The organism is Aeromonas sp. 9A, from assembly GCF_963900955.1.
Taxonomy (GTDB): Bacteria; Pseudomonadota; Gammaproteobacteria; order Enterobacterales; family Aeromonadaceae; genus Aeromonas; species Aeromonas salmonicida.
In genome coordinates this window covers 420,031-441,472 of record NZ_CAWRFG010000001.1, presented here as the reverse complement: position 1 = coordinate 441,472, position 21,442 = coordinate 420,031, and the positions used below count along the sequence as shown (strand labels likewise).

The window sequence follows — 21,442 nt, the reverse complement described above, 5'->3', positions numbered from 1 at the left end:
TATGATGACAGCGGATTGGTGGGACATAGCGCCCCTTGGCTGGGAGAACATCCTGGCCTGCCTGGTATGCGGCACCCTGGTGGGGCTGGAGCGGCAACTGCGTGGCAAGCCGGTCGGGATCCGCACCTCTTCGCTCATCATTCTCGGCACTTACTGCTTTCTCGCCATCGGTGCCGCCGTCAGCCCCCAGGGGGCCGATCAGGCACGGGTGCTGGGTCAACTCATCACGGGGATCGGCTTTCTCGGCGCCGGCGTCATGATGACCCGGGATGGTCAGGTACTGGGCGTCACCTCGGCTGCGACCGTCTGGATGCTGGCGGCACTCGGCGCCCTCATCGGCATGGAGATGCTGCACCAGGCCGTGATGCTCACCGGCGTCACCCTGGCCATTCTGGTGGGAGTGGATTATCTCGAGACCAGCTTCAAGAGTCTGCGCCGCGGGGTGCACAACCGGCTGGAGAGCTGGCGCCACGGCAATAGCCATGCGCCTGCCGCCAATACCCATCAGGACGAGCTTGGCAGCGGTATCGAGAAGTAACCCACCACAATGAACAAGGGCTCCAAACTGGAGCCCTTGTTGTTACTCGCCAGCCTTATTGCAACAGCAGGAAGCGACCGCTCAGCGGTGGCAAGTCCACCGTCACGCTGCTGCCACCCAGCGCCAGACTCTCGCCGCTTTGCAGATCCACCAGGGCACTGCCACTGCGCAGTTTGCCGACCGGCAGGGCATAGCTTTGAGGCGTGGTGGAGACGTTGAGCAGGTAGACAATCTGCTCTGCCGCCGTCTGTTTGATGTCGCCATAAACGCTGCCATCGGCCACCAGCTTGACTCGCTCCCCCTGATAGAGGGCGGGATGCGTGGCGCGCATCGCCAGCAACTGGCTGAGCCACAGCTTGAGTTCGGCCTGATCGCTGCTCGGCACGAAACCGGTGACACCGGGCACCTTGCCATCGCTGCGGGCCACGTGATCGTCACAGAGTCCCTGCGCCGCACAGTCGCCACTCACCTGCTTGGCAAAGCCCGGCACCTCGTCGCCAAACTCCTCGCCGTAATAGAAGGTGATGGGGCCTGAGCGCGCCGCGAGGAAGCTGAAGGCCGCCTTGTGGCGCTGCCAGTAGTCCGCCGGATTGAAATTTCCCCGCTCCAGCAGGTCACCGAAGCGTACCAAATCGTGGTTGCCCAGCATCAGATTTGGCATGGCGTGGTTCGGATAGCTCTCTACCTTGTTCCAGCTGGCATCCAGCACGCTGGCCCCCTGCCCGCCCTTGCCGGACTCCTCCACCGCCAGCGCCTGTACTATGCCGTAGCGCAGCGGGAAGTCGAATGCCGAGGAGAGCGCCGGCTTGTCGCTCGGGCCATAGGCCTGGGCCCGGATCTCGTCAGCACTCTTCCATACCTCACCCACCAGGTAGCCCAGGGTGCCCCACTGTTGGCCCGCCGCCTTGCGTGCCGCACTGGCCTGTTCGACCTCGCCGCGAATGGCACGCCATTCGTCCAGCCCCAGCTGATAGGCCTGATCCAGTCGCCAGCCGTCGATGCCGTACTGTTCGACCCAGTAACGCGCCACCTCCTTGAAGTAGGCGAGGCTCTCGGGTTGGCTGTAATCCACCAGCTGACCGGGATAACCGGCACCCCCGCTCTTGAGCACAGGCTGGCGCCCCTCTGGCGACGGCTTGCTCACTCCCACCTTGTTGACGTGACCGAACACGCCATCGAGGAAGACGTAAAGGCCGCGCTGGTGCGCCGCATCCACCAGCTGTTTGAGCTGGGCATTGCTGCCAAAGTTGGGATCCACGGTGAAAAAATCACAGGCGAAGTAGCCGGTAGCATCCAGCTTGTCATCCCCCCCCTGACCCGCGCAGGAGTCAAATACAGGGGTGAGCCAGATGGCGTTGACGTTGAGACTCTTGATGTGATCCAGGCTGTCGATGATCCCTTGCAGATCGCCGTTGTGCCCGGAGGGGCCATAGCCGACGCCATAGTTGGCGGCGCTGTCGCCATCGACGAAAGACTCCACCATCACCTGATAGGTTCTCAGGTTGCAGGCGGCCTGGTCATTGCCATAACAGGCGCGGCTGGCAGAGGTCACCGGTGGATTGACCACGGGGGGCTGAGCCTCGCTGCTGGAGCCGCCGCCCCCGCTGCCGCACGCCGTCAGGAACAAGGCGGCCCCGAGCAGGCCGCCATAGCGCAAACGTCCTTGTTTCATTGTTATCTTCCCGCTGTGGTGGTGCTGGCGCAGAGCGCGCCACCCTTGAAGCCATGATACCCAGCTCACCACTGCAGGTCTGTGACTGAAAACGTTACCCGCTTCAGTCGGTTAGAGCCTCTCTGACTGGCAGTTGGCACGTACCCGGTTCAAAGCACGCCGGCAGAGGCGAAGCGATAGTTGACTGACAGCCAGAAGGCGCGCCCCGGCTCGGGAATACGACCAATCTGCTCATACCCCAGCCCCGCCTGGCTGGCGTGTACCGACTTGGAGAGGTGCTCGTAGTAGAAGGTATCGAACAGGTTGTCGATACCGGCGGACAACTGCCACCCTTCGCTCACCTGCCAGGCCCCGCTCAGGTTCATGGTGAAGAAACCAGGTGTCTCCCCCTGATCCTGACCGGCCACAGTGCCAGACCCCACATCTACCCTCTTCTGCGCCGCGACGGCGCGCCCCAGCAGCGTAAAGCTCCAGTCCTCATCCGGCTGCCAGCCCAGGGCCAGCTTGCCATCGAGTGGCGGCATCTGGGCCAGCGGCTTGCTGTCGCTCTGGTTTTCGCCGTAGACCACTGCCAGACCACCATCGAGGCGCCACTGTTCGGCAAACTGCCAGCGCCCTTCCAGCTCGCCGCCCCGGGTCTGGGCCTCTATGTTGCGCACCTGGTTCGACTTGCTGTGATAGAGCAGGTAGTCCTTGATGTCGGCACTGAACAGGGAGAGGGTCAGATCCAGATCGCGGCTGCGCAGGGCCAGCCCGGCATCCCACTGGCGGCTGCGCTCGGGGTTGAGGGTGAAGGGGATGCTGTCCTTGCTGCGCTCCCAGTAATCTGGCGCCCGCTCGGCCTGGCCCCAGGCCAGATAGCTCGACCAGGCTGGCGACCACTGGTATTCGTAGCGGCCAAAGCCGCTGTCGAGCACCCGCTTGTCGCTATAGAGGGTCTGATCGCCGGCGCCATATTTGGTGGTCTCCACCCGATCCTGACGGTAACCCCCCTTGTAGCTATGGGCTCCCTGCTGGCGACCCAGCTCGCTGAACCAGCCTTGCTGTTCGAATCGCAAAGTACGCTGGCGAGGCTGGCTGGCGTAATCCACACCGCTGCGGGCCCTGTGCTGATCCCGGTTGGCATCGAGTCCGGCGGTCAGCAACCAGTCGGCCGGCAGGGCGATATCGTTGGCCCAGCGGCCGCCGGTATTGCGACGATCCGGGTTGGAAAGCATCTTGATGCCGCTGTTTGGCCGCAGGCTGAAGTTGTCCATGATGTGGTCTATGTCGTTGTCCCACAGCGTCAGCTCACTGCGGCGCCACTGCTGGCTGATCGCCTCCTGCTTGAACTTGAGACCGAAAGACTCCCGGTCGAACATGGGGCCATCCATCATGCGATCCGCATAGGCGGCGCGGGCGTTGCTGCGCTCGGCGGTCAGCTCGAGCAGGGTGTTGTCGCCCGGCGTCCAGCCCAGCTGGGCCGTGCCGTTTTCCCGACGATAGAAGGAGCGCACCTTGTCGCCGTGACCATCGTGGTAGTCATCGCTGTCGGAGTGGGTGAACTGGCCGCGCAGATAGCCCTCGGGGGCGCCGACGGTGGCATCCAGCATCTGGTCGTCACGACCGGAACTGCCATACAGCGCCGAGGCTTCGGCCTTGACACCGGGAGCACTGAACTCGGGTCTGTCTCGCTCGAACAGCACGGTACCCGCCAGGGTGGCACCCTGCTCCAGGGATTGCGGCCCCTTCAACACCCGTATCCGGTCGAAAGATTGGGGAAATACATAGGCGGTGGGCGGGTCCATGCGACCGCCACAGCCGCCGGCCAGCATGCCGCCATCCATCTGCACGTTGAGGCGGGACATGCCCATCCCCCGCAGCACGGGGTCGCCCCCCAGCCCCCCTTTGCGCACCATGCTCATGCCGGTGACGTTCTTCAGATAACCGGCGCCATCGGCGGCAGGCATGGGGGAGCCAGGCTTCTTGGGATCCAGCGTCACTTCCAGAGTGCTGGTCGGGCGGCTGGCGACCACCACCATGGGCTCCAGCCGTTGCACCTGCTCCTGACCGGCTGCGCCGTGGCAGGCGAGGCCACCCACCAGCAAGGCGAGAGGGGTGCGAATAAAATGAGCCATGAATTTTCCTTATCTATCTGTTTATCTTGTTTTTTTAATCTCCACCAACAAACCTTTCCGCTGCAGTAAGGTTTGCCATCTGGCCGCAAAAAAGGCCCGCGACCAAGATGTGGCAAGCCTTGTCAGGCGACGGCAAGAGAAGATTGGCAAAATGTTGCGCAGGTTTTATCCAAATTGGGTAGAGAAGGCAAACGGACAAACATTCCAGTTACAGGAATCTGGGGGTGGCTCACAAAAAAGAGGGTTAGTTGAAGGCTTCCCGCTCATTGATGGGTTTGATCAGGTGATACACCTCGTGGGCCGAGAGGGTGCAGCCAGCGGGCCATTCCAGCTGATGACGGCGGTTGATGAAGACCCTTGCACAGCGCCGCTCCGAATCCAGCGCCGCAAACAGGGGCTGTGTGCGCCAGGGGGCCAAATCCAGCGCTCCCGTGGTACCGTCGGAGAGCACCACAAACAGCCGCCATCCCTGCAAATATTCCACATCGATAAAGACCGGCATCCCTTCGGCTCCGATTGAGAAAATTCGGCGCCATTATAAACAAGCCCCCAGCACTGCTTTGCAGGACGGATCACACTTTTCCCAGCCATTTATGCTGTCTTCAATCCCTGAGTCTTGTCACATAAAAGGCATAAATCGTGCCAAAACATCCCTTTTATCGGCAACTACACGCAACCTTTCTCAAAGCTCAGTGTCATAAGCCTGCAATATAAAAACAATGTGCCCGAGGACGGGTGCAAACAGGCTTGTAGGAACAACAATGACCACTATCAGACAATGGCTGGGACCGTTTTGGCCCATCGCCGTTTTTTCATTTATCGCGCTTGTCTCTCTCTCCGCCAGCCGAATCGGCCTCGGCGTTTGGCAACTGGAACGGGTCGATGCCGTCGCAGGTTGGCCAGAGATGCTGCTGCAAGGGCTGCGGGTCGATATCGCGACCCTCTGCTGGATATGGGGTGTCCCCGCCATGCTGACCATGCTGCTGGCCGGGCCCCACGCCATTGGCCGGACCTGGTTGCAGCTCATCAGGGTCTGGCTGACGCTGGGACTCTGGCTGATGCTCTTCCTCGAGATCTCCACTCCCTCTTTCGTGACCGAGTACGGCGTTAGGCCCAACCGCCTCTATGTGGAGTACCTCATCTATCCGAAAGAGGTGCTCTCCATGCTGTGGGCCGGCCGCAAGGGTGAACTGCTGATCGCCGGGCTGTTCAGCATGGCTGTGCTGTCAGGGGGTTGGTGGCTGAGCGGTCGTCTGCTGCGCGGACTGAGCTTTCCCCGCTGGTATCTGCGCCCGGCCTTCGCCCTGCTCATTCTCGCTATCGGCTTCCTCGGCGCCCGCTCCAGTCTGGGTCATCGCCCTCTGAATCCGGCCATGGTCGCCTTTGCCAGCGACCCTCTGATCAATGCCCTCACCGTCAACTCCGCCTACTCGGTGTTTTTCGCCATCAAGCAGATGGGGGGCGAAGAGGATGCCAGCCAGTTCTATGGCCAGTTGCCTCGGCAACAGATCCTCGACCTCATTCGCCAGGAGAGCGGCCGCGAGCCCCATGACTTCAGCTCGACGGCCCTGCCCAGCCAGACCTTCAACGAAGCCAGCTATAGCGGCCAACCCAAGAATCTGGTGATCCTGTTGCAAGAGAGCCTGGGAGCCCAGTTCGTCGGCTCCCTCGGCGGTCTGCCACTCACCCCCAATCTGGATGCGCTCTCGCAACAGGGTTGGGCATTCGAGCAGCTCTACGCCACAGGCACCCGTTCGGTGCGCGGCATAGAAGCTGTGCTGACCGGTTTCACGCCGACCCCGGCCCAGGCCGTGGTCAAGCTAGGCAAGAGCCAGACCAACTTCTTTACCATCGCGGATCTGCTCAAGCAGCGCGGCTACGACACCAGCTTCATCTATGGTGGCGAGAGCCATTTCGACAACATGCGCAGCTTCTTCCTCGGCAACGGCTTCACCACCATAGTCGAGCAGAAAGACTTCAAGAACCCGGTATTCGAGGGCTCCTGGGGCGCCTCCGACGAGGACCTGATGACCAAGGCCGACGAGACCTTCAAGGCACTGCACAAGGAGGGCAAGCCCTTCTTCAGCCTGGTGTTCAGCTCCAGCAACCACGATCCCTTTGAATTCCCGGACGATCGCATCGCGCTCTTTGAGCAGCCCAAGCAGACCCGCAACAACGCCGCCAAGTACGCGGACTACGCCATCGGCGAGTTCTTCAAGAAGGCGAAGCAATCGGACTACTGGAAAGACACCCTGTTTCTGGTCATCGCCGACCACGACAGTCGGGTTGGCGGTGACAGTCTGGTCCCCATCCCCCGCTTCCACATTCCCGGCGTCATCGTCGGTGACGGCATAGCCCCGAAGCAGGACCCGCGCATCGTCAGTCAGATCGACATGGCACCGACCCTGCTCTCCCTGATGGGAATAAGCGCCGACTATCCCATGCTGGGCAAGGATCTGACCCGCATGCCAGCCGACTGGCCGGGGCGCGCCATCATGCAGTACGACAAAAACTTCGCCCTGATGCGGGGCAAGGATGTGGTGATCCTGCAACCGGAACGTCCGGCGCAAGGCTTTATCTACGAGAGCACCACCGAGACGCTTACCCCGGCACCGCAACCGGATGCCATGAAGGATGCCGCCCTCGGGCTGGCGCTGTGGGGGAGTCTGGCCTACCAGAAAGGGCTCTACCAGACGGCGCCGGATACCCGGACAGTGCTGAACTGATCCCGCCAACGCAACAACATAAAACCCGCCAGTTGGCGGGTTTTATGTTGGGCGAGACATGCCATCAGATATTGAGGAAACAGGGCAGGGAACGGCTGAATCTGTGCTCGAACACCAGCGAGGTTTCGAGGTGCACCACCTCTTCCCGTGAAGTGAAGTGATCGAACACGAAGTTGCGCAGATGCTCGGTATCGGCGACGCAGAGGTGCACCAGAAAGTCATCCTTGCCACCCATGTGAAACAGGCTGATCACCTCGGGCAACGCCAGTATGGCATCGCGGAAGGCATCGATGATCTGGCGGCTGTGGCGCGCCAGTTGCAGCGAAACCATGGCCTGGATATGGCCACCCAGCGCCTGATGATCCACTTCGCAATGTGCCCCCTTGAGCACCCCGTCCTGCTGCAGCTTGCGCACCCGCTCCAGGCAAGTGGACGGAGCCACCCCGACCAGGGCAGCCAGATCCTTGTTGGTCATGCCCGCATCGCGAAACAGATGGGCCAGGATATCCAAATCCAGTTGATCCAGGTTTCTCATCTTAACTCCTTGAACCGATCAATTTTTTAGACTCTGCCCGTAAACCGGGCCGAACACAACGCAGATTGACATAGAGGCAGCACCCCCTATGCTTTGGCGCACTCAGGATCCGGGCCATGTCAGGCCCCCTCCCCCTTGCAGGCCTCATAAGGACCTTTATGTACTCGTCTCATCCCTTCTGGAGCCAGGAAGTGCCCCGCGTCGATGGCCAGTTGCTGCTGACCCCCTGCCCCGGCACCCAGCAAGTACCGCTGCCACTGGCGCTGGATCAGCTGAGGTTTGCCGGTGCCCACGGGGTAGTGACGCTCATGACCACCACCGAGCTGGCAGAGCTGGATCTGGCGCACCTCGGTCGTCAGGTCGAGCAGGAAGGCATGCGCTGGTTTCACCTGCCCATCGAAGATGATCAGGCCCCCGATGCCGCCTTCGAACACGCCTGGCAGCTGGCGTTGCCACAACTGAGCGCGCTGCTGCACGATGGCAAGCATCTGGTCATCCACTGTCAGGGGGGCAGTGGCCGCACCGGTCTGGTCGCGGCCGCCCTGCTGATCTCCCTCGGCCAGCCACAACAGGAGGCCATGGCCGCCATCAAGGCCCACAGGCCCAAGGCCTTCACCCTGCCGGCGCATCGCCAATGGCTGGATGCCCTGGCCACGCGGCTGGATCAGGCCGACTGACCCTGACCGCTGGCCCTACTTGGGTTGCTGGTAGGTAAACACCTTGCCGATATCTTCCACCCGATAGCTGGTGAGCTGGTAGACGTAGTAGTTGAGCCAGTTGGAAAACAACAGGTGGCCATGGCTGCGCCAGCTGGCGCGCGGCGGCTGGGCTGGATCATTGTTCGGGTAGTAGTTGACCGGAATGATGGGGTCGAGCCCGGCCGCCAGATCCCGCTGATACTCTCCATCCAGGGTCAGCACATCGTATTCAGGGTGGCCGGTGACAAATACCTGACGACAATCCTTGGTGGCCGCCAGGTAGACCCCCGCCTCCTCGGACTCGGCAAAGATCTGCAGGTCGGTGTGGGCACGGATGAGATCCCCGTCGAAGGCCGCATAGCGGGAGTGAGGCGCGACGAACTCGTCGTCGAAACCGCGCAGCAGCGGCTCGTTCTCATCGAGGCGATGGTGGCGATAGACACCGGACAGCTTCTCGCCATGGGTCTGCTTCTCCATGCCATACAGGGCCTTGAGCGCCGCCTGTACGGCCCAGCAGAGGAACAGGGTCGAGGTCACGTGTTGATGGGACCACTCTATGATCTCGACGATGCGCGGCCAATAGACCACCTCCTCGAACTCCACCAGCCCGAGTGGTGCCCCCGTGATGATCATGCCGTCATAGTTGTTGCCGCGAACCTGCTCGAAATCGTGATAGAAGTTCTCGAGATGGGCCTGAGGCGTGTTCTTCGACTCCCGATCGTCGATCCGCAGCAGATCCACGTCCACCTGCAGCGGCGAGTTGGAGAGCATCCGCATCAGCTGGATCTCGGTTTCAATCTTCTTGGGCATCAGGTTGAGGATCAACACCCGCAATGGGCGGATGTTCTGGGTGACGGCCCTGGATTCCGTCATCACGAAGATGTTCTCCTGCCCCAGCACTTCGGCGGCAGGTAACTGATCCGGGATCTTGATCGGCATGCTTACTCCCTGTACTGCATCGGTAAATATGTCTGGACATCCAGAAGCCTATAACAAAGCCACCCAGCCTGTCATCAGATACCTTTTGTATTCACCCCCACCTTTGACTAGCATACGGCTCAGTGTGTCTCTCGCAGCCAAGACAATGACAGGTATCAAAATTTCCGTAGACCGACTGCAAGTCGGCAATTTCGTCTCTCTGCCACTGGGTTGGCGCGAACACCCCTTCCTGTTTTCCAGCTTCAAGCTCAAGAATGAAGAAGAGATAGAGTTGATCCGTCGGCTCGGGCTCAAGATGGTCACCATCATTCCGGACAAAAGTGATGCGCCGCCCAAGCCACTGAGCCAGATCCAGGCACAGCCTGCCGAGGTGCCGGACACCTCGCTGCGCCAGGCCGAGATGCAGCGGGATAAAGAGCAGCGCATCGAGCAGTTGCAACAGTATCGTCGTGATTTGCAGCAGTGCGAGAAGCAGTTCCAGCAATCCCTGGCGCAAGTACGCAGCGTCATGAGCAAGATCCAGTCCCGTCCCCTCAACGCCATCGGCGAGGCCCAGGAGCTGATCAACGCCATGACGGAGCAACTGCTGGCGGTGGATGAGATGGTGCTGCACCTGGTCTCCGACAGCGAAGATAGCAACAACCTCTACTTCCACTCCCTCAACGTCAGCGTGCTCAGCATGCTGCTGGCCAAGGAGTGCAACATGTCGGCCGACGAAATTCGCCAGGTCGGCATGGGCGCCCTGTTCCACGACATCGGCAAGCTGAAGATCCCGAGCCAGATACTGCGCAAGACAGCACCACTCACCAAGCCGGAGCAGAACCTGATGGCCCAGCATTCACGCTACGGCCTGGATCTGCTCAATCTGGCCAAGGATTTCCCGGCCGAGGCGAAAGGCATAGTGCTGCATCATCACGAATATCTGGATGGCAGCGGGCCCGAGGGGCTCAAGGGTGGGCAACTCGACCCGCTCACCCAGATGGTGTCGCTTATCAACGAGTACGATAACCTCTGCCACATGCAGGCCAAGGTGCCCTACTCGGCCCTGAGCGGCCTCTACAAGCAGCGCAAGGCCCAGTTCAACCCTGAATACCTCAGCATGCTGATCCGGTTGATGGGCATATACCCGCCAGGCAGCGTGGTGCAGCTCTCCAACGGTCAGGTGGGACTGGTGATGTCGGTCAATGCCTCCCGCCTGCTCTACCCCTCTGTGCTGGTGTACGATCCGCGTATCCCTCGTCAGGAGGCTGTCATCATAGATCTGCAGCAGGCCGAGCTGTCCATCGCCAAGGTAATCCACCCCAAGCGACTGCCGCCAGCCGTGTTTGAATACCTCAATCCACGCACCCGGATCAGCTACTACTTCGAACAAGCCAAACCCTGATTGCCCCGGCCATGCTGCATGGCCGTCCCAGTTCACTTCCCCAGCCCAAGGAGCACCCATGCGTATCGAGATCATCAGCACCGGAGACGAGATAGTGACTGGGCTGGTGGTGGATACCAATGCCGCCTGGCTCAGCGCCCTGCTGCTGGATCAGGGCTGGCAGGTGCGCCGCCGCGCCACAGTGGGGGACAACCTCGCCGACCTGAAAACCGTGCTGCAGGAGAGCGCCAGCCGCGCCGACGTGGTGCTGGTATGCGGCGGTCTGGGCCCCACCGCCGATGACCTCACAGCGCAGGCGGCAGCCGAAGCGTTCGGACAACCGCTCACTCTGTTCCCTGAGTGGCTGGCCACCATAGAGGCGCGCTACGCCAGTCGGGGCCGCCCCATGGCGCAAAGCAACGCCAAGCAGGCCTGGCTGCCACAGGGGTGCGAGATCCTGGACAACCCGGTCGGCACCGCCTGCGGTTTCGTGGTCAGTCAGATGCACAGCCAGGGCCGGAGTCAGCTCTTCTTCACCCCGGGCGTACCGTTCGAGTTCAAGCAGATGGTGCGCGAGCAGATTTTGCCGCGCCTCAAACAGCTGGCTGGCGCACAGACCGATACCGAGCTGCGCCGTTTCTACAGCTTCGGCATCTCGGAATCGGCCCTCTCGGACATGCTGGATGCGGCGCCCTGGCCGGCAGGCATAGAGCTGGGTTATCGCTCCGCCATGCCGTTGATCGAGCTGAAACTCATCGGCCACGGAGCGACCAGGGCAGACATGGAGGCCGCCGAGGCGCGGCTGCTCGCAGCCATCCAGCCCTGGCTGGTGGGACGCGGGAATGACGAACCCGCGCAGCAGATCCTGACCCTGCTGGGAGACAAACCGCTGACGCTGCTGGAGGGGGAGAGTCGGGGTGCCCTGCTTGCGCTCTGCCACGATCACCCCCGGCTGGAGGCTCACTACAGCCCCCATCTTGCCAGCGAGCTGGCATTGCTGCCCGGTACCACAGCGGGCTTGTATCTGACCATAGGACAAGAGGGGGCTGACGGCGTGCCGCTGCTGCTCTGCGCTCATGGGCAGCAGACCGGCCAGACGGTGAGGGTCAACCATCCGGACCCCGATAGCCGACGCAAGATCCTCGCCTTCGCCGCCCTCGACATGCTGCGCCGCCACCTGCAAGGCTTGCCCGTGCTCGGCGACTACCTCACTCTGGCCAGAACGACGCAGCGCAGCAGCTAGGCATCAACCGCCGCTACCCGCGCAAGCTGGCATCGGCGTACGCTTCAATCCAGACTCTTCTTGAACCTGTGGGCGGCCAGGGTCAGCACCAGCAGGGTGAACCCCGCCAACCAGAGCACATCCGGCAGCAACTCCGACAGCTCCCCGCCCCGCAGCACTATGCCCCTGATCAGCCTCATGAAGTGGGTGGCAGGCAGCACCTCTGCAATCCACTGGGCCGCCACCGGCATCCCCTCATAGGGAAACATGAAGCCCGACAGCAATATGGATGGCAGCAGTATGAACACCGTCATCTGCATCGCCTGCAACTGGGTCTGTGCCAGAGTGGAAATGAGCAGCCCCAGAGTCAGGCTGGCGGCAATAAACAACAGGGTCGCCAGCAGCACCTGACTGAGTGCCCCGTTGATCGGTACGTCAAAGATGAAGTGGCCGAGTCCGAGTATGATGGCCACCTGGACCAGCCCCACCCCGATATAGGGCAGTATCTTGCCAAGCATCAGCTCCATGGAGCTGACCGGGGTAGTGATGAGCAGTTCCAGATTGCCGCGCTCCCGTTCGCGCACTATGGCCGCCGAAGTGAACATGATCATGGTCATAGTGAGGATCACCCCGAGCAGGCCGGGCACTATGTTGACCGCAGATCGCCGGGCCGGATTGAAGTAGAGCACTGTCTCGAAAGTGGGTGGGGCAGATTCAAGGCCCGGTTTCAGGTCCGAGAGCGGCATGTTGCGAAGACCGAGCAGGGCCCCGGCTATCATGGTATCCGAGCCATCCACCAGCCACTGGCCCGCCGTCTCACCGGCGCTGAGGCGGCGGCTCAAGTCGGGAGGCAGCACCAGTACGGCCCGCACCTCGCCCCGGGTCAGGGCGGCCTCCGCCTCCTGTACCCCCACATAATGGTGTTCTATGCGCACCACCTGGCTCGCCTTCACCGCCTCCACCAGCAGCCGTCCCGGCACGCTCTGGCTCATCTCCACCAGCCCCACCGGTATGTGGCGCACATCCGTGTTGATGGCGTAGCCGAACAGCAGCAGCTGGATCAGGGGTATCATGACCACCATGCCAAACGTCAGTCTGTCCCGCGCCAGCTGCCTGAGTTCTTTCTGGGTAATAGCCCAGAGCCGTCGCAGACTGTTCATACCCCCGGCTCCTGACCGGTACAGCTGACAAACACATCCTCCAGACTGGGCCTGACCAACGCCATGGCAGCCCCGCTCAAGGCCGGACAGACCTGCTGCAACCAGGCAACCGGTTCAGCCAGCTCCTTGTCCACCAGCACCCGCAACCGCTGGCCAAGCTGGGCGGCGGATCGCACCTGTGTCAGCTGCAGCAACTGCTGCTTGAGCAACCGCAAGTCGCTGGTCTGTACCTCCACCACCTGGATGCTCATGGCATCCATCAGCGCCTGTGGTGACCCCTGGGCCCGCACCTGCCCCGCCTCCATGATGGCCAGCGCATGGCAGCGCTCCGCCTCGTCCATGTAGTGGGTGGTCACCAGTATGGTGGTGCCCCCTTCGCTGAGATCGAACAGTTTCTCCCAGAAATCGCGCCGGTTCTGCGGATCCACCGCCGAGGTGGGTTCGTCGAGCAGCAACAGGTCCGGATGGTGGATCACTGCCGCCGCCAGCGCCAGCCGCTGCTTCTGGCCGCCGCTCATGGCACCGGCCCGCTGCCGCGTCAGCGACGTCAGTTCATAGGTTTCCAGCAACCCGTGCAGGCGCGCCGTCAGCGACTGGCCAGCCATGCCGTGAATACGCCCCATAAACTCCAGATTTTCCCAGGTCGTCAGCTCGTCATAGAGGGAGAACTTCTGGGTCATGTAGCCAATCCGGCGCCTGAGCGCTTCGGCCTGTTTCGGAATGCTCAGACCCAACACCTCCACCTCTCCCGCCGAGGGAGTGAGCAGGCCGGTCAGCATGCGCAGTGTGGTGGATTTGCCGCAGCCGTTGGGGCCGAGAAAACCGTGGATCTGCCCTCTGGGCACGCAGAGATCCAGCCCGTTCACCGCCAGAACATCGCCAAAGCGCCGGCTGACCCCCTTGGCACGGATCGCCAGCTCACTCATGAGCAGGCCCCTCATCGCCGGGATCGGCCTGCAGCGGCAAGCCGCTCGGCAGATCCTGCGCCCCGTCGGGCAGGTCTATCTCGGCCAGATAGACGAGTCGGGCCCTGTCCTGTTCGTTGAGGGCGTAGTAGGGAGTGAAAGCCGGTTCTTTCGAGATCCAGCGCAACCGGCCGGTGAGCGGCTCGGCCACCCCATCCACCACCACCCGCACCGGCTGGCCGATGCGGTAACTGGCGAGGGAGGGCTCAGGCACATAGACCCGGGCGTAGGGCGCCTGATCCGCCTGAATGGCGGCCAGCACGGCACCGACCGACACCCTTTCGCCGATATGATATGGCAGGCTGTCGAGCCGACCACTGCGAGTGGCGACGATGGAGAGATCCGCCAGCTCCCGTTCGGCCAGCGCTACCTCGGCACTGGCTGCCTGCAGGGCCGCATCGGCCTCGTCAATGTCTTCGCTGCGTACGCCACGGGCCAACTTGTCGAGCTGCTGGCGGGCCCCATCCTGCTCTGCCAGCGCGCCGTCGCGCAGGGCGCGGGCCTTGTCGAGATCCGCCGGGCTGACCAGCTTCTGACGCACCAGTCGGTCGATACGTACGAAGTTGCGCTCGCTCTCCCTGACATTGGCCTGCGCCTTGTCGAGGCTGGCCCGGGCGGCGGCAATGTCCTCCGGTCGCTCGCCATTGGTCATGCGGGCGAGGGCCGCACGAGCTTGCGCCTCCCCGGCACGGGCACGGGCCAGCACCGCCTGCTGGCGGCGATCGTCCAGCCTTGCCAGCAGGGTCCCCTCCTCCACCATGCTCCCCTGGGCCACCGGCAAGGCCCGGATAATCTCGCTGGCGGTGGCGGTCAGCAGCACCCGATCCCGCTCCAGCGTACCGAGCGCCGTGGTAGAGACCTGCGGCTGGCAGGCAGTCAGCAGGCTAAACAGGCCCAAAGGCAACAGACAATGACGCAAGATCGACACTCCTCTCGTGACCTGCAATCTCGTCCCGATACAAGGCATTCCGGGGCGCTGGGCCGGCACGTCTCTCACTGACAAGCCGGTTCATTGAGTGGTCAGCATACCCGCTGTCATCCCTGATTTCCTCGTCCCAGCTCACCCATTTGTACTTAGCGCGTTGACCCAAAAAGAGAAATACCCGAATACTGCAGACCGGCGTGATGTTGATGACTCGCGTTTTTAATAAAAAGCCGATTAAATGGAAGCAAGAAGCGATCTCACTGGGGATCATGACGAGAGTAAGGGAGCCGGGTGTTAAGCAAAGAGTGGTTACTGTTATCAGCCGATATGGAATACGCCTGTCTGCGCATCGTGCCCGGGCTGACCAAACCCGTTTCGGAGAGCAACATCCTGGCGTTGTTGCAGGCCTCCAACTGTCGCCGCTACCAGCCGCTGCCTGAGGGGATCAAGCAGGCCATCAGCTTGCTCAATACCCTGTTGAGCAACCCGGCCGCCCCGCTGCCCCGTAACCCCGTGCCCATCGCCCAGCGCCACGATGCCCGTGTCACGCTGATCGTCGAGAAGGACCGGATGAGCGCTGTCGCCCAGATAACCGCCGATTGGGGTGGCAAGTGTCTCACCACAGAACAGCTGGAGCTGGCAATCCAGGCCAGCGAGGCCAACCAGGGAATTCAGGATGCGCTCATTGCCGCAGCCATACAGACCGCCAGGGAAGCGGCACCGGGCTCCTTGCTCAAGTTGCCGGTGGCGCTGGGCCAGGCAGCGGTCAATGGCAAGGACACCCATCTGGAGCTGCTGGTGGAGACACCCGCCGAGCGGATCCTCAAGCCCCAGGAACAAGATAATGGCCGGGTCGACATGCGGGATCTGGGCACCATAGTCACGGTCAAAGCCGGTGCCCAGTTGATGCGGCGCCACCCTGCGACCAAGGGGGTGCCCGGTTTTACCGTCACGGGCCAGGATCTGCCCGCCAAAGATGGCAAAGACAGCACCATGAGCGCAGGCGATGGCACTTGTCTCTCCCCTGACGATCCGGATTTGCTGCTTGCCAGCCGGGCAGGCCTCCCCTGCAAGGAAAAAGCGGGCATGAAGGTAGATGAGGTCTTGAGCGTCAAGCAGGTGGATGCTCGCCATGGCCATATCACCTTTGAAGGGGGGCTCATCGTCAATGCCGACGTCCAGCCCGGCATGAAGGTCAAGGTCAGTGGCGACATCGTCATCGGTGGTTTTATCGAAGGGGCCGAGATCGAAGCTGGCGGCAGCATAACGGTACGCCATGGCATCATAGGTCGGCGCAACGAGCAGGGGGAATACCTGTGCCGCCTCAGTGCCCAGGGCGAGATCCACGCCAGTTATGCCCAGTACGCCAAGCTGGAAGCAGGGGGCGACATCCAGATCCAGAGCCAGCTCAACCATTGTTACAGTTGCAGCGGGCAAGACATCAAAGTGGGCGACACCAATATGCGTAAAGGGCATCTGCTCGGCGGCACCAGCATTGCCAATCGCCTCATCATGGCCCCCATTCTGGGCGCCTCAGCGGCCAACCACACCAAGTTGCAGATCCTTGGCGGCTACTTCACCCACAAGGAGCAGGAGCTGGCCCTGCGCCAGCGCAAGCAGGAGTGCCGGGATCAGTTGGACAAGCTGCAGGATCTGCTGCTCAAGCTGTTGCAGTTGCCCAGCGACAAACGCAACCCCGAGACCCTGCAGAAGATAAAGCTGATCCGTACCAAGCATCTCGAGGAGAGCAAGCTGCTGGATGAGCAGCTGGAGGCTGCTCAGGAGGAGCTGCAAAAGCTGATGGCGGAGATGGATATCATCGCCACCCAACGGGTCTTCTCCGGAGTCGAGGTGGAGATGGCCCACTATCACTGCCGGGTCGATATCGAGCATGGCCCCATCCACTTTGCCATTCGCGAAGATCAGGTGCAGCTGACCCCTTACGTACCGCAAAAATGACCCTGGCCGGAGACAACCGGCCCTCTCCTCATCGCCCTTCCACCTTGCGAGCGGGCGCCCAATACTCGGAATCCATCCCGTCAATCCGTGATCAAGACGGCGATTTTCGCTACACTCGGCCTCCCATTGGCCCCATAGGGCGGGCCAGCCAGACTTCAGGTAGTGAGAGATGTACAAGCTGATCGCATTGGATATGGATGGCACCCTGCTGAACCCCCAGGGCCAGATTTCACCCCGCACCCACGCCGCCATTGCCGCCGCCCGCGCCAAGGGAGTGACAGTGGTGCTTGCCTCGGGCCGCCCGCTGGAAGGGATGAGCCGCTATCTGGCAGAGCTCGGCCTCACGGGGCAGGATGACTACGTCATCTGTTACAACGGCGCTCTGGTGCAGCAGGTTGCCGACCAGCGCATCATTCGCAGCCAGCTGCTCACCGGAAGCGACGCCAGCGCCATCGCCAGACTGGCCGACGAGCTGGAGGTGAACGTACACGGCTTCTCGGTCAGTCAGGGCCTCATCAGTCCCAGAGTCAGCACCTATACAGAGCACGAATCCCGCCTCATCGGCATGCCCATCAATCTGATCGATTTTGCCACTCTGGCGGCCGACGAACAGATCATGAAGGTGATGATGATCGACGAGCCACCCCGGCTCTCCCGCGCTATCGAACGCCTGCCAACCGAACTGTACCAGCGCTACACTGTGGTGCAGAGCGCCCCCTTCTTCCTCGAATTCATGAACAAGCAGAGCAACAAGGGCACAGGAGTCGCCGCACTGGCCGAACATCTGGGCCTTGACGCCTCCCAGGTCATCGCCGTGGGGGATGCAGGCAACGACCATCACATGATTGAATACGCCGGACTGGGCGTGGCCATGGGCAACGCCACTGATGAAATCAAGGCGCTGGCCCAACACATCACGGGTCGCAACGACGAGGATGGCGTCGCCCAAGTGATCGAACGGTTCATCCTGAACGCCTGAGCCAAACAAGGGGCCTCCACCAGGGCCCCTTCTGCTATCTGGCCAACCTGACCAGATGTTTAATATATCCACCACAAGTATCCCCTTCATACCCACTGCATCCCGTCAAAGCCTCTATAAAAGGGACTCAAGCCTGTGTGTCGATCATGGCGATTAACATTTCAGTATCATTTCGTTTGACATATTGAACGGCCTTGGCAGACTGAGATCAGGATCCAGGCCGTCATTGCCCAGGCTGACCGACGATTCTGGTACTGCGGCACGACCCTGATCCCACGACCATGCCTTGAGGCATGCCCTTGCCTTCTCGCTGGCAGCAAGGGCCTTCCCAAGGCGCAGGACCGCAAAGGATAGCCAAGGTGAATCATGACTCGCATCCCCCACACCCCGCGTAAACCCGTCGTACTGATGACAATGGGCGCCCAACCCCGCAACGGTCATGCCTATCAGGTGATGACCCACAAATACATCACCCCCCTGGTGGACATCAGTGGCTGTGTGCCACTACTGGTCCCCACCTGCTGCGGAACAGAAGACCTGGCGCAGTATCTGGATCTGGCCGATGGCGTCTATCTGAGCGGCGCCGGATCCAACATAGATCCTGCCCTCTATGGCCAGGAGAACCTTACCCCGGAGAAGCAGCAGGACAGAGACAGGGATCTGTTCGACATTCCGCTGGTACGTGCCGCTCTCGATCGCGGTCTGCCAATCCTCGGGATCTGTCGCGGCATGCAGGAGATCAACGTGGCCCTCGGGGGCGACATACACCAGAAGGTCTATAGCGAACCCGGCTTTGACGACCACAGGGAAGATTCAGACGATCCGGTCGATGAACAGTACGGGGAGAGTCACCAGGTTGAACTAGTGCCCGGCAGCTGGTTTGCAGATCTGATGGGGCAACCTGCTATCCCCGTCAACTCGCTGCATGGACAGGGGATCAAGACGCTGGCAAAGGGGCTTGAGCCGCTGGCCCATGCCGAAGACGGGCTGGTCGAGGCCATTCATGCCCCCACCCTCTCCCCATTCCTGCTGGCGGTACAGTGGCATCCTGAGTGGAAGGCGACCGAAAATCCCCACTCCATCAAGATCTTCCAGGCCTTTGGTGATGCCTGCCGCCAACGCCGTGATGCCACTCCCGACAACTAGTCACCGAACCCACGCGGCTTGAGCTTGGGCAAGCCACCGCGCTCGGGACGCATAGTGCTGCACACATCCATGCCCTTGAGCCCACGCTGGATATGATCCGGCGTGTGGCCAAACACCATGCCGTTGCTGCGATAAAGGTTGTCATCGTCGAGCTCGAACAGCTCGCCACCAATGAGCATCTGTTCACGACCATCCACCACCTTGCCCCGCTTCAGTGGCAGCGTCATGTCGGTCAGCACCTCGCCGGTGGCACACCCCTCAAGCCAGCGGGCCTCGTCGGAGAAAGGGGTAATGGCAATCTCGCGCCAGGATCCATCCCTGAACTCGACCCTGTATCTGTCAGTGAACAGATCGCATCCAGCCAGTGGCAACAATGCCACCAAGCAGATGATTTTCTTTGTTAATTGCACCAAGTCACACTCTCCTGTCGAGACTGACAACAGCATAAATAAATCGTGTCGCCAGCGCACCCTTTACCCTTGTCTAACCAGCTATGCTGGAAATATCCAACGATAAGGGGCTGTTATGTTTAGCGATAATTTCGTTGCCCTACCTACCTTGCAATGGATTGGCGAACACCCGTTCTGGACCCTGCTGACCCTGTTCTTGCTCATCACCCATTTTCTGCGCAGCCCGGGGCGGCGGCGCGAGCTGATTTCCGAGCTCGGCTTCGTCATGATGAGCATGGTCGTGATCCTGCTGATCCAGTTCGAGGGAGGCTGGTTCCGCCTGCCGCTACCCCATCACTGGCTGGTGGAGATCTCCAGTCTGCTGGCCGGTCTGGTGCTGGTGAAGGTCTGGGGCATACTGCTGTTCCAGTTTCTGCTGCCCCTGTGCCAGATCCGCATACCGCGCATCATAGCGGACATCGTCATCACCGTCGGCTACATCAGCTGGTGCCTGTTCCGGCTATACGCTTCCGGCATGGCCCTTGGCGAGATAGTCACCACCTCGGCCGTCATCACCGCCATCATCGCCTTCTCCATGCAGGACACACTGGGCAACCTGCTGGCTGGAGTCTCCATCCAGCTGGACAACTCCATCGCCATCGGTGACTGGTTGCAGGTGGAAGCCATCCAGGGCCGGGTGGTGGAGATCAACTGGCGCGCCACCACCATGGAGACCCGCAACTGGGAAACCGTGGTGATCCCCAACAGCCACTTGCTCAAGCAGCGTTTCACCGTGCTGGGACGGCGACAAAATGCCCCCCTCCAATGGCGGCGCTGGGTCTGGTTCGATCTGACCCTGGATACATTGCCGACCCAGATCATCGCCCTGATCGAGAAGTCCTTGCGGGAAACCAATCTGCCCTGTGTGGCCAAATATCCTCAACCCGACTGTCTGTTGATGAATGTGGAAGGGGGAATTGCCCGTTATGCCGTTCGCTACTGGCTGACCGACCTGGCGCGGGACGACCCGACCGATTCCATGGTGCGCAGCCTGATCGATGCCGCCCTGCGCCGTAACGACCGGCGTCTCACACCCCCCATTTTCAATGTCTTCATGGCCAAGGAGAAACAGCATCAGGATGCCCGCCACAAGCGCCACACAGTCGAGCGCACCGCCACCCTGCGCAAGTTGCCGCTGTTTGCCATGTTGCAGGAGGATGAGCTGATCCAGCTCGCCGATCAGGTCAAATTCGCCCCCTTCGTCAGTGGCGACATCATGCTGGAGCAGGGGGAGGTTTCCAGCTGGCTGTTCGTGCTGGTCAAAGGAGAAGCTGAAATGCTGGTCAAAGTGGAGGGGCGTGAATTGCCGCTCGGCACCCTCAACACCGGCGACTTCTTCGGCGAGCTGAGCCTGCTCACCGGCGACCCCAGTCCATTCACGGTGCGGGCACTCGGCACCGTTGAAACCTACCGCATCAATCAGGCCATGTTCCAGGAGCTGGTGATGCACAGGGAGTCTCTGGTCGAGCCGCTCTATCGGGTGCTGAGCAGTCGCGAGCAGGAGCAGCAGACACTGTTGGCAAGGGAGGCGGAGTCCATGAAGCAACCGCCGCAGCCGCGTGATCTGCTCAATAAACTGATGAAGCTGTTCAGTGGAGGATGACGTAGCATGGGGCACCACATAATGCCGGGAGACCCCACACAATGTTACTGACCGCACTGGCTTTGAGCGCCAGTCTGCGATTTGACTGCCCGCCAGCCATAGACACCCGCCAGCAGCTGCTGAGCCAGCCTCTCGGCTGGCAAGCCGTGGCCCGGAACAACCAGGGAGAAGCGGGCCAGACCCTGAGCCACAGGCTGGATAACCTGGCCCTGTTCGATGGTGATCCGGGCGAGCTTGCCCAGCTCAAACCGGACAATGGTGACAACGACGAGACTCACTACTGGAGTCTGGACAGCCGCAATCCGCAACCATTTTATCTGGTCTGCCACTATGGAGGCACAGCCATCACCTTGCAGCAGGCGCTCCCCCCGGGCATCAACTACTGCCGCGTCAACCAGACCGACCATGACCAGCTGCGCGGACTGATTTGCCGTCAATAAGGGCCG

General features: G+C 61.4%; 19 protein-coding genes. 10 read left to right on the top strand and 9 right to left on the bottom strand.

Features of this window, described 5'->3' with window-relative positions; genetic code table 11:
• The first annotated feature begins 1 nt into the window (after position 1).
• Positions 2-538, top strand: a complete 537-nt coding sequence (locus AACX78_RS02145) for an MgtC/SapB family protein (RefSeq protein ID WP_201302755.1) — start codon at positions 2-4, stop codon at positions 536-538.
• 55 nt (positions 539-593) lie between these two features.
• Here AACX78_RS02145 and AACX78_RS02140 read toward each other — a convergent pair whose 3' ends face one another.
• The 3 genes from AACX78_RS02140 to AACX78_RS02130 all read right to left on the bottom strand — a co-directional run bounded on the left by AACX78_RS02140 (position 594) and on the right by AACX78_RS02130 (position 4,829).
• Positions 594-2,210 (bottom strand): alpha-amylase family protein, encoded by a 1,617-nt coding sequence (locus AACX78_RS02140; protein WP_159165256.1) that lies wholly within the window; start codon positions 2,208-2,210, stop codon positions 594-596.
• Between the two features lie 149 nt (positions 2,211-2,359).
• Positions 2,360-4,327, bottom strand: coding sequence for a TonB-dependent copper receptor (locus tag AACX78_RS02135; RefSeq protein WP_159165255.1), 1,968 nt, complete (start codon positions 4,325-4,327; stop codon positions 2,360-2,362).
• A gap of 244 nt (positions 4,328-4,571) precedes the next feature.
• Complete coding sequence (locus AACX78_RS02130) at positions 4,572-4,829, bottom strand: DUF2442 domain-containing protein (protein WP_021138962.1); 258 nt, start codon at positions 4,827-4,829, stop codon at positions 4,572-4,574.
• A 259-nt stretch (positions 4,830-5,088) separates the two neighbouring features.
• Here AACX78_RS02130 and AACX78_RS02125 point away from each other — a divergent pair, with 259 nt between their 5' ends.
• Entirely contained in the window at positions 5,089-7,053 is a 1,965-nt protein-coding gene (locus AACX78_RS02125) for an LTA synthase family protein (RefSeq protein ID WP_159165254.1), read from the top strand.
• A 64-nt stretch (positions 7,054-7,117) separates the two neighbouring features.
• On the opposite strand, the gene AACX78_RS02120 is transcribed toward AACX78_RS02125, so the two are convergent.
• Positions 7,118-7,588, bottom strand: coding sequence for an Lrp/AsnC family transcriptional regulator (locus tag AACX78_RS02120; RefSeq protein ID WP_021138960.1), 471 nt, complete (start codon positions 7,586-7,588; stop codon positions 7,118-7,120).
• A 158-nt stretch (positions 7,589-7,746) separates the two neighbouring features.
• Here AACX78_RS02120 and AACX78_RS02115 point away from each other — a divergent pair, with 158 nt between their 5' ends.
• On the top strand, positions 7,747-8,265 hold the full coding sequence (locus AACX78_RS02115) for a cyclin-dependent kinase inhibitor 3 family protein (RefSeq protein ID WP_201302754.1): 519 nt from the start codon (positions 7,747-7,749) through the stop codon (positions 8,263-8,265).
• A gap of 15 nt (positions 8,266-8,280) precedes the next feature.
• On the opposite strand, the gene metA is transcribed toward AACX78_RS02115, so the two are convergent.
• A complete protein-coding gene (metA, locus tag AACX78_RS02110; protein ID WP_159165252.1) occupies positions 8,281-9,225 on the bottom strand; it encodes a homoserine O-acetyltransferase MetA in 945 nt (314 codons plus the stop codon).
• Between the two features lie 145 nt (positions 9,226-9,370).
• Here metA and AACX78_RS02105 point away from each other — a divergent pair, with 145 nt between their 5' ends.
• Entirely contained in the window at positions 9,371-10,609 is a 1,239-nt protein-coding gene (locus AACX78_RS02105; RefSeq protein WP_201302753.1) for an HD-GYP domain-containing protein, read from the top strand.
• A 58-nt stretch (positions 10,610-10,667) separates the two neighbouring features.
• Positions 10,668-11,831, top strand: a complete 1,164-nt coding sequence (locus AACX78_RS02100; protein WP_159165250.1) for a CinA family nicotinamide mononucleotide deamidase-related protein — start codon at positions 10,668-10,670, stop codon at positions 11,829-11,831.
• Positions 11,832-11,875: 44 nt separating this feature from the next.
• Here AACX78_RS02100 and AACX78_RS02095 read toward each other — a convergent pair whose 3' ends face one another.
• The 3 genes from AACX78_RS02095 to AACX78_RS02085 are packed head-to-tail and all read right to left on the bottom strand — an operon-like array spanning position 11,876 to position 14,863.
• Positions 11,876-12,970 carry an ABC transporter permease gene (locus AACX78_RS02095; protein ID WP_159165249.1) on the bottom strand — a complete coding sequence of 365 codons (1,095 nt, stop codon included), beginning with the start codon at positions 12,968-12,970 and terminating at the stop codon, positions 11,876-11,878.
• Complete coding sequence (locus AACX78_RS02090; protein WP_159165248.1) at positions 12,967-13,896, bottom strand: ABC transporter ATP-binding protein; 930 nt, start codon at positions 13,894-13,896, stop codon at positions 12,967-12,969. The genes AACX78_RS02095 and AACX78_RS02090 overlap by 4 nt, the downstream gene beginning before the upstream one ends.
• Positions 13,889-14,863 carry an HlyD family secretion protein gene (locus AACX78_RS02085; protein WP_159165247.1) on the bottom strand — a complete coding sequence of 325 codons (975 nt, stop codon included), beginning with the start codon at positions 14,861-14,863 and terminating at the stop codon, positions 13,889-13,891. The genes AACX78_RS02090 and AACX78_RS02085 overlap by 8 nt, the downstream gene beginning before the upstream one ends.
• Before the next feature lie 288 nt (positions 14,864-15,151).
• On the opposite strand from AACX78_RS02085, the gene AACX78_RS02080 reads away from it, so the two are divergent.
• From AACX78_RS02080 to AACX78_RS02070, 3 genes are all read left to right on the top strand, one after another.
• Positions 15,152-16,819 (top strand): DUF342 domain-containing protein, encoded by a 1,668-nt coding sequence (locus AACX78_RS02080; RefSeq protein ID WP_321167790.1) that lies wholly within the window; start codon positions 15,152-15,154, stop codon positions 16,817-16,819.
• Between the two features lie 169 nt (positions 16,820-16,988).
• Positions 16,989-17,798, top strand: coding sequence for a sugar-phosphatase (gene yidA / locus AACX78_RS02075; protein WP_159165246.1), 810 nt, complete (start codon positions 16,989-16,991; stop codon positions 17,796-17,798).
• 366 nt (positions 17,799-18,164) lie between these two features.
• A complete protein-coding gene (locus AACX78_RS02070) occupies positions 18,165-18,944 on the top strand; it encodes a gamma-glutamyl-gamma-aminobutyrate hydrolase family protein (RefSeq protein ID WP_159165245.1) in 780 nt (259 codons plus the stop codon).
• Here the strand turns inward: AACX78_RS02070 and AACX78_RS02065 are convergent.
• On the bottom strand, positions 18,941-19,354 hold the full coding sequence (locus AACX78_RS02065; RefSeq protein ID WP_192873393.1) for a hypothetical protein: 414 nt from the start codon (positions 19,352-19,354) through the stop codon (positions 18,941-18,943). The genes AACX78_RS02070 and AACX78_RS02065 overlap by 4 nt on opposite strands.
• A gap of 115 nt (positions 19,355-19,469) precedes the next feature.
• Between AACX78_RS02065 and AACX78_RS02060 the strand changes: the two genes are divergently transcribed.
• Both AACX78_RS02060 and AACX78_RS02055 read left to right on the top strand, forming a co-directional pair.
• Positions 19,470-20,996 (top strand): mechanosensitive ion channel family protein, encoded by a 1,527-nt coding sequence (locus tag AACX78_RS02060; protein WP_159165244.1) that lies wholly within the window; start codon positions 19,470-19,472, stop codon positions 20,994-20,996.
• A gap of 41 nt (positions 20,997-21,037) precedes the next feature.
• Positions 21,038-21,436, top strand: a complete 399-nt coding sequence (locus AACX78_RS02055) for an STY0301 family protein (protein ID WP_159165243.1) — start codon at positions 21,038-21,040, stop codon at positions 21,434-21,436.
• Positions 21,437-21,442 lie beyond the last annotated feature (6 nt).

Coding starts and splice junctions, on each gene's coding strand:
- AACX78_RS02145 (WP_201302755.1), top strand. CDS start 2: ATGATGACAGCGGATTGGTGGGACATAGCGCCCCTTGGCTGGGAGAAC.
- AACX78_RS02140 (WP_159165256.1), bottom strand. CDS start 2,210: ATGAAACAAGGACGTTTGCGCTATGGCGGCCTGCTCGGGGCCGCCTTG.
- AACX78_RS02135 (WP_159165255.1), bottom strand. CDS start 4,327: ATGGCTCATTTTATTCGCACCCCTCTCGCCTTGCTGGTGGGTGGCCTC.
- AACX78_RS02130 (WP_021138962.1), bottom strand. CDS start 4,829: ATGCCGGTCTTTATCGATGTGGAATATTTGCAGGGATGGCGGCTGTTT.
- AACX78_RS02125 (WP_159165254.1), top strand. CDS start 5,089: ATGACCACTATCAGACAATGGCTGGGACCGTTTTGGCCCATCGCCGTT.
- AACX78_RS02120 (WP_021138960.1), bottom strand. CDS start 7,588: ATGAGAAACCTGGATCAACTGGATTTGGATATCCTGGCCCATCTGTTT.
- AACX78_RS02115 (WP_201302754.1), top strand. CDS start 7,747: ATGTACTCGTCTCATCCCTTCTGGAGCCAGGAAGTGCCCCGCGTCGAT.
- metA (WP_159165252.1), bottom strand. CDS start 9,225: ATGCCGATCAAGATCCCGGATCAGTTACCTGCCGCCGAAGTGCTGGGG.
- AACX78_RS02105 (WP_201302753.1), top strand. CDS start 9,371: ATGACAGGTATCAAAATTTCCGTAGACCGACTGCAAGTCGGCAATTTC.
- AACX78_RS02100 (WP_159165250.1), top strand. CDS start 10,668: ATGCGTATCGAGATCATCAGCACCGGAGACGAGATAGTGACTGGGCTG.
- AACX78_RS02095 (WP_159165249.1), bottom strand. CDS start 12,970: ATGAACAGTCTGCGACGGCTCTGGGCTATTACCCAGAAAGAACTCAGG.
- AACX78_RS02090 (WP_159165248.1), bottom strand. CDS start 13,896: ATGAGTGAGCTGGCGATCCGTGCCAAGGGGGTCAGCCGGCGCTTTGGC.
- yidA (WP_159165246.1), top strand. CDS start 16,989: ATGTACAAGCTGATCGCATTGGATATGGATGGCACCCTGCTGAACCCC.
- AACX78_RS02070 (WP_159165245.1), top strand. CDS start 18,165: ATGACTCGCATCCCCCACACCCCGCGTAAACCCGTCGTACTGATGACA.
- AACX78_RS02060 (WP_159165244.1), top strand. CDS start 19,470: ATGTTTAGCGATAATTTCGTTGCCCTACCTACCTTGCAATGGATTGGC.
- AACX78_RS02055 (WP_159165243.1), top strand. CDS start 21,038: ATGTTACTGACCGCACTGGCTTTGAGCGCCAGTCTGCGATTTGACTGC.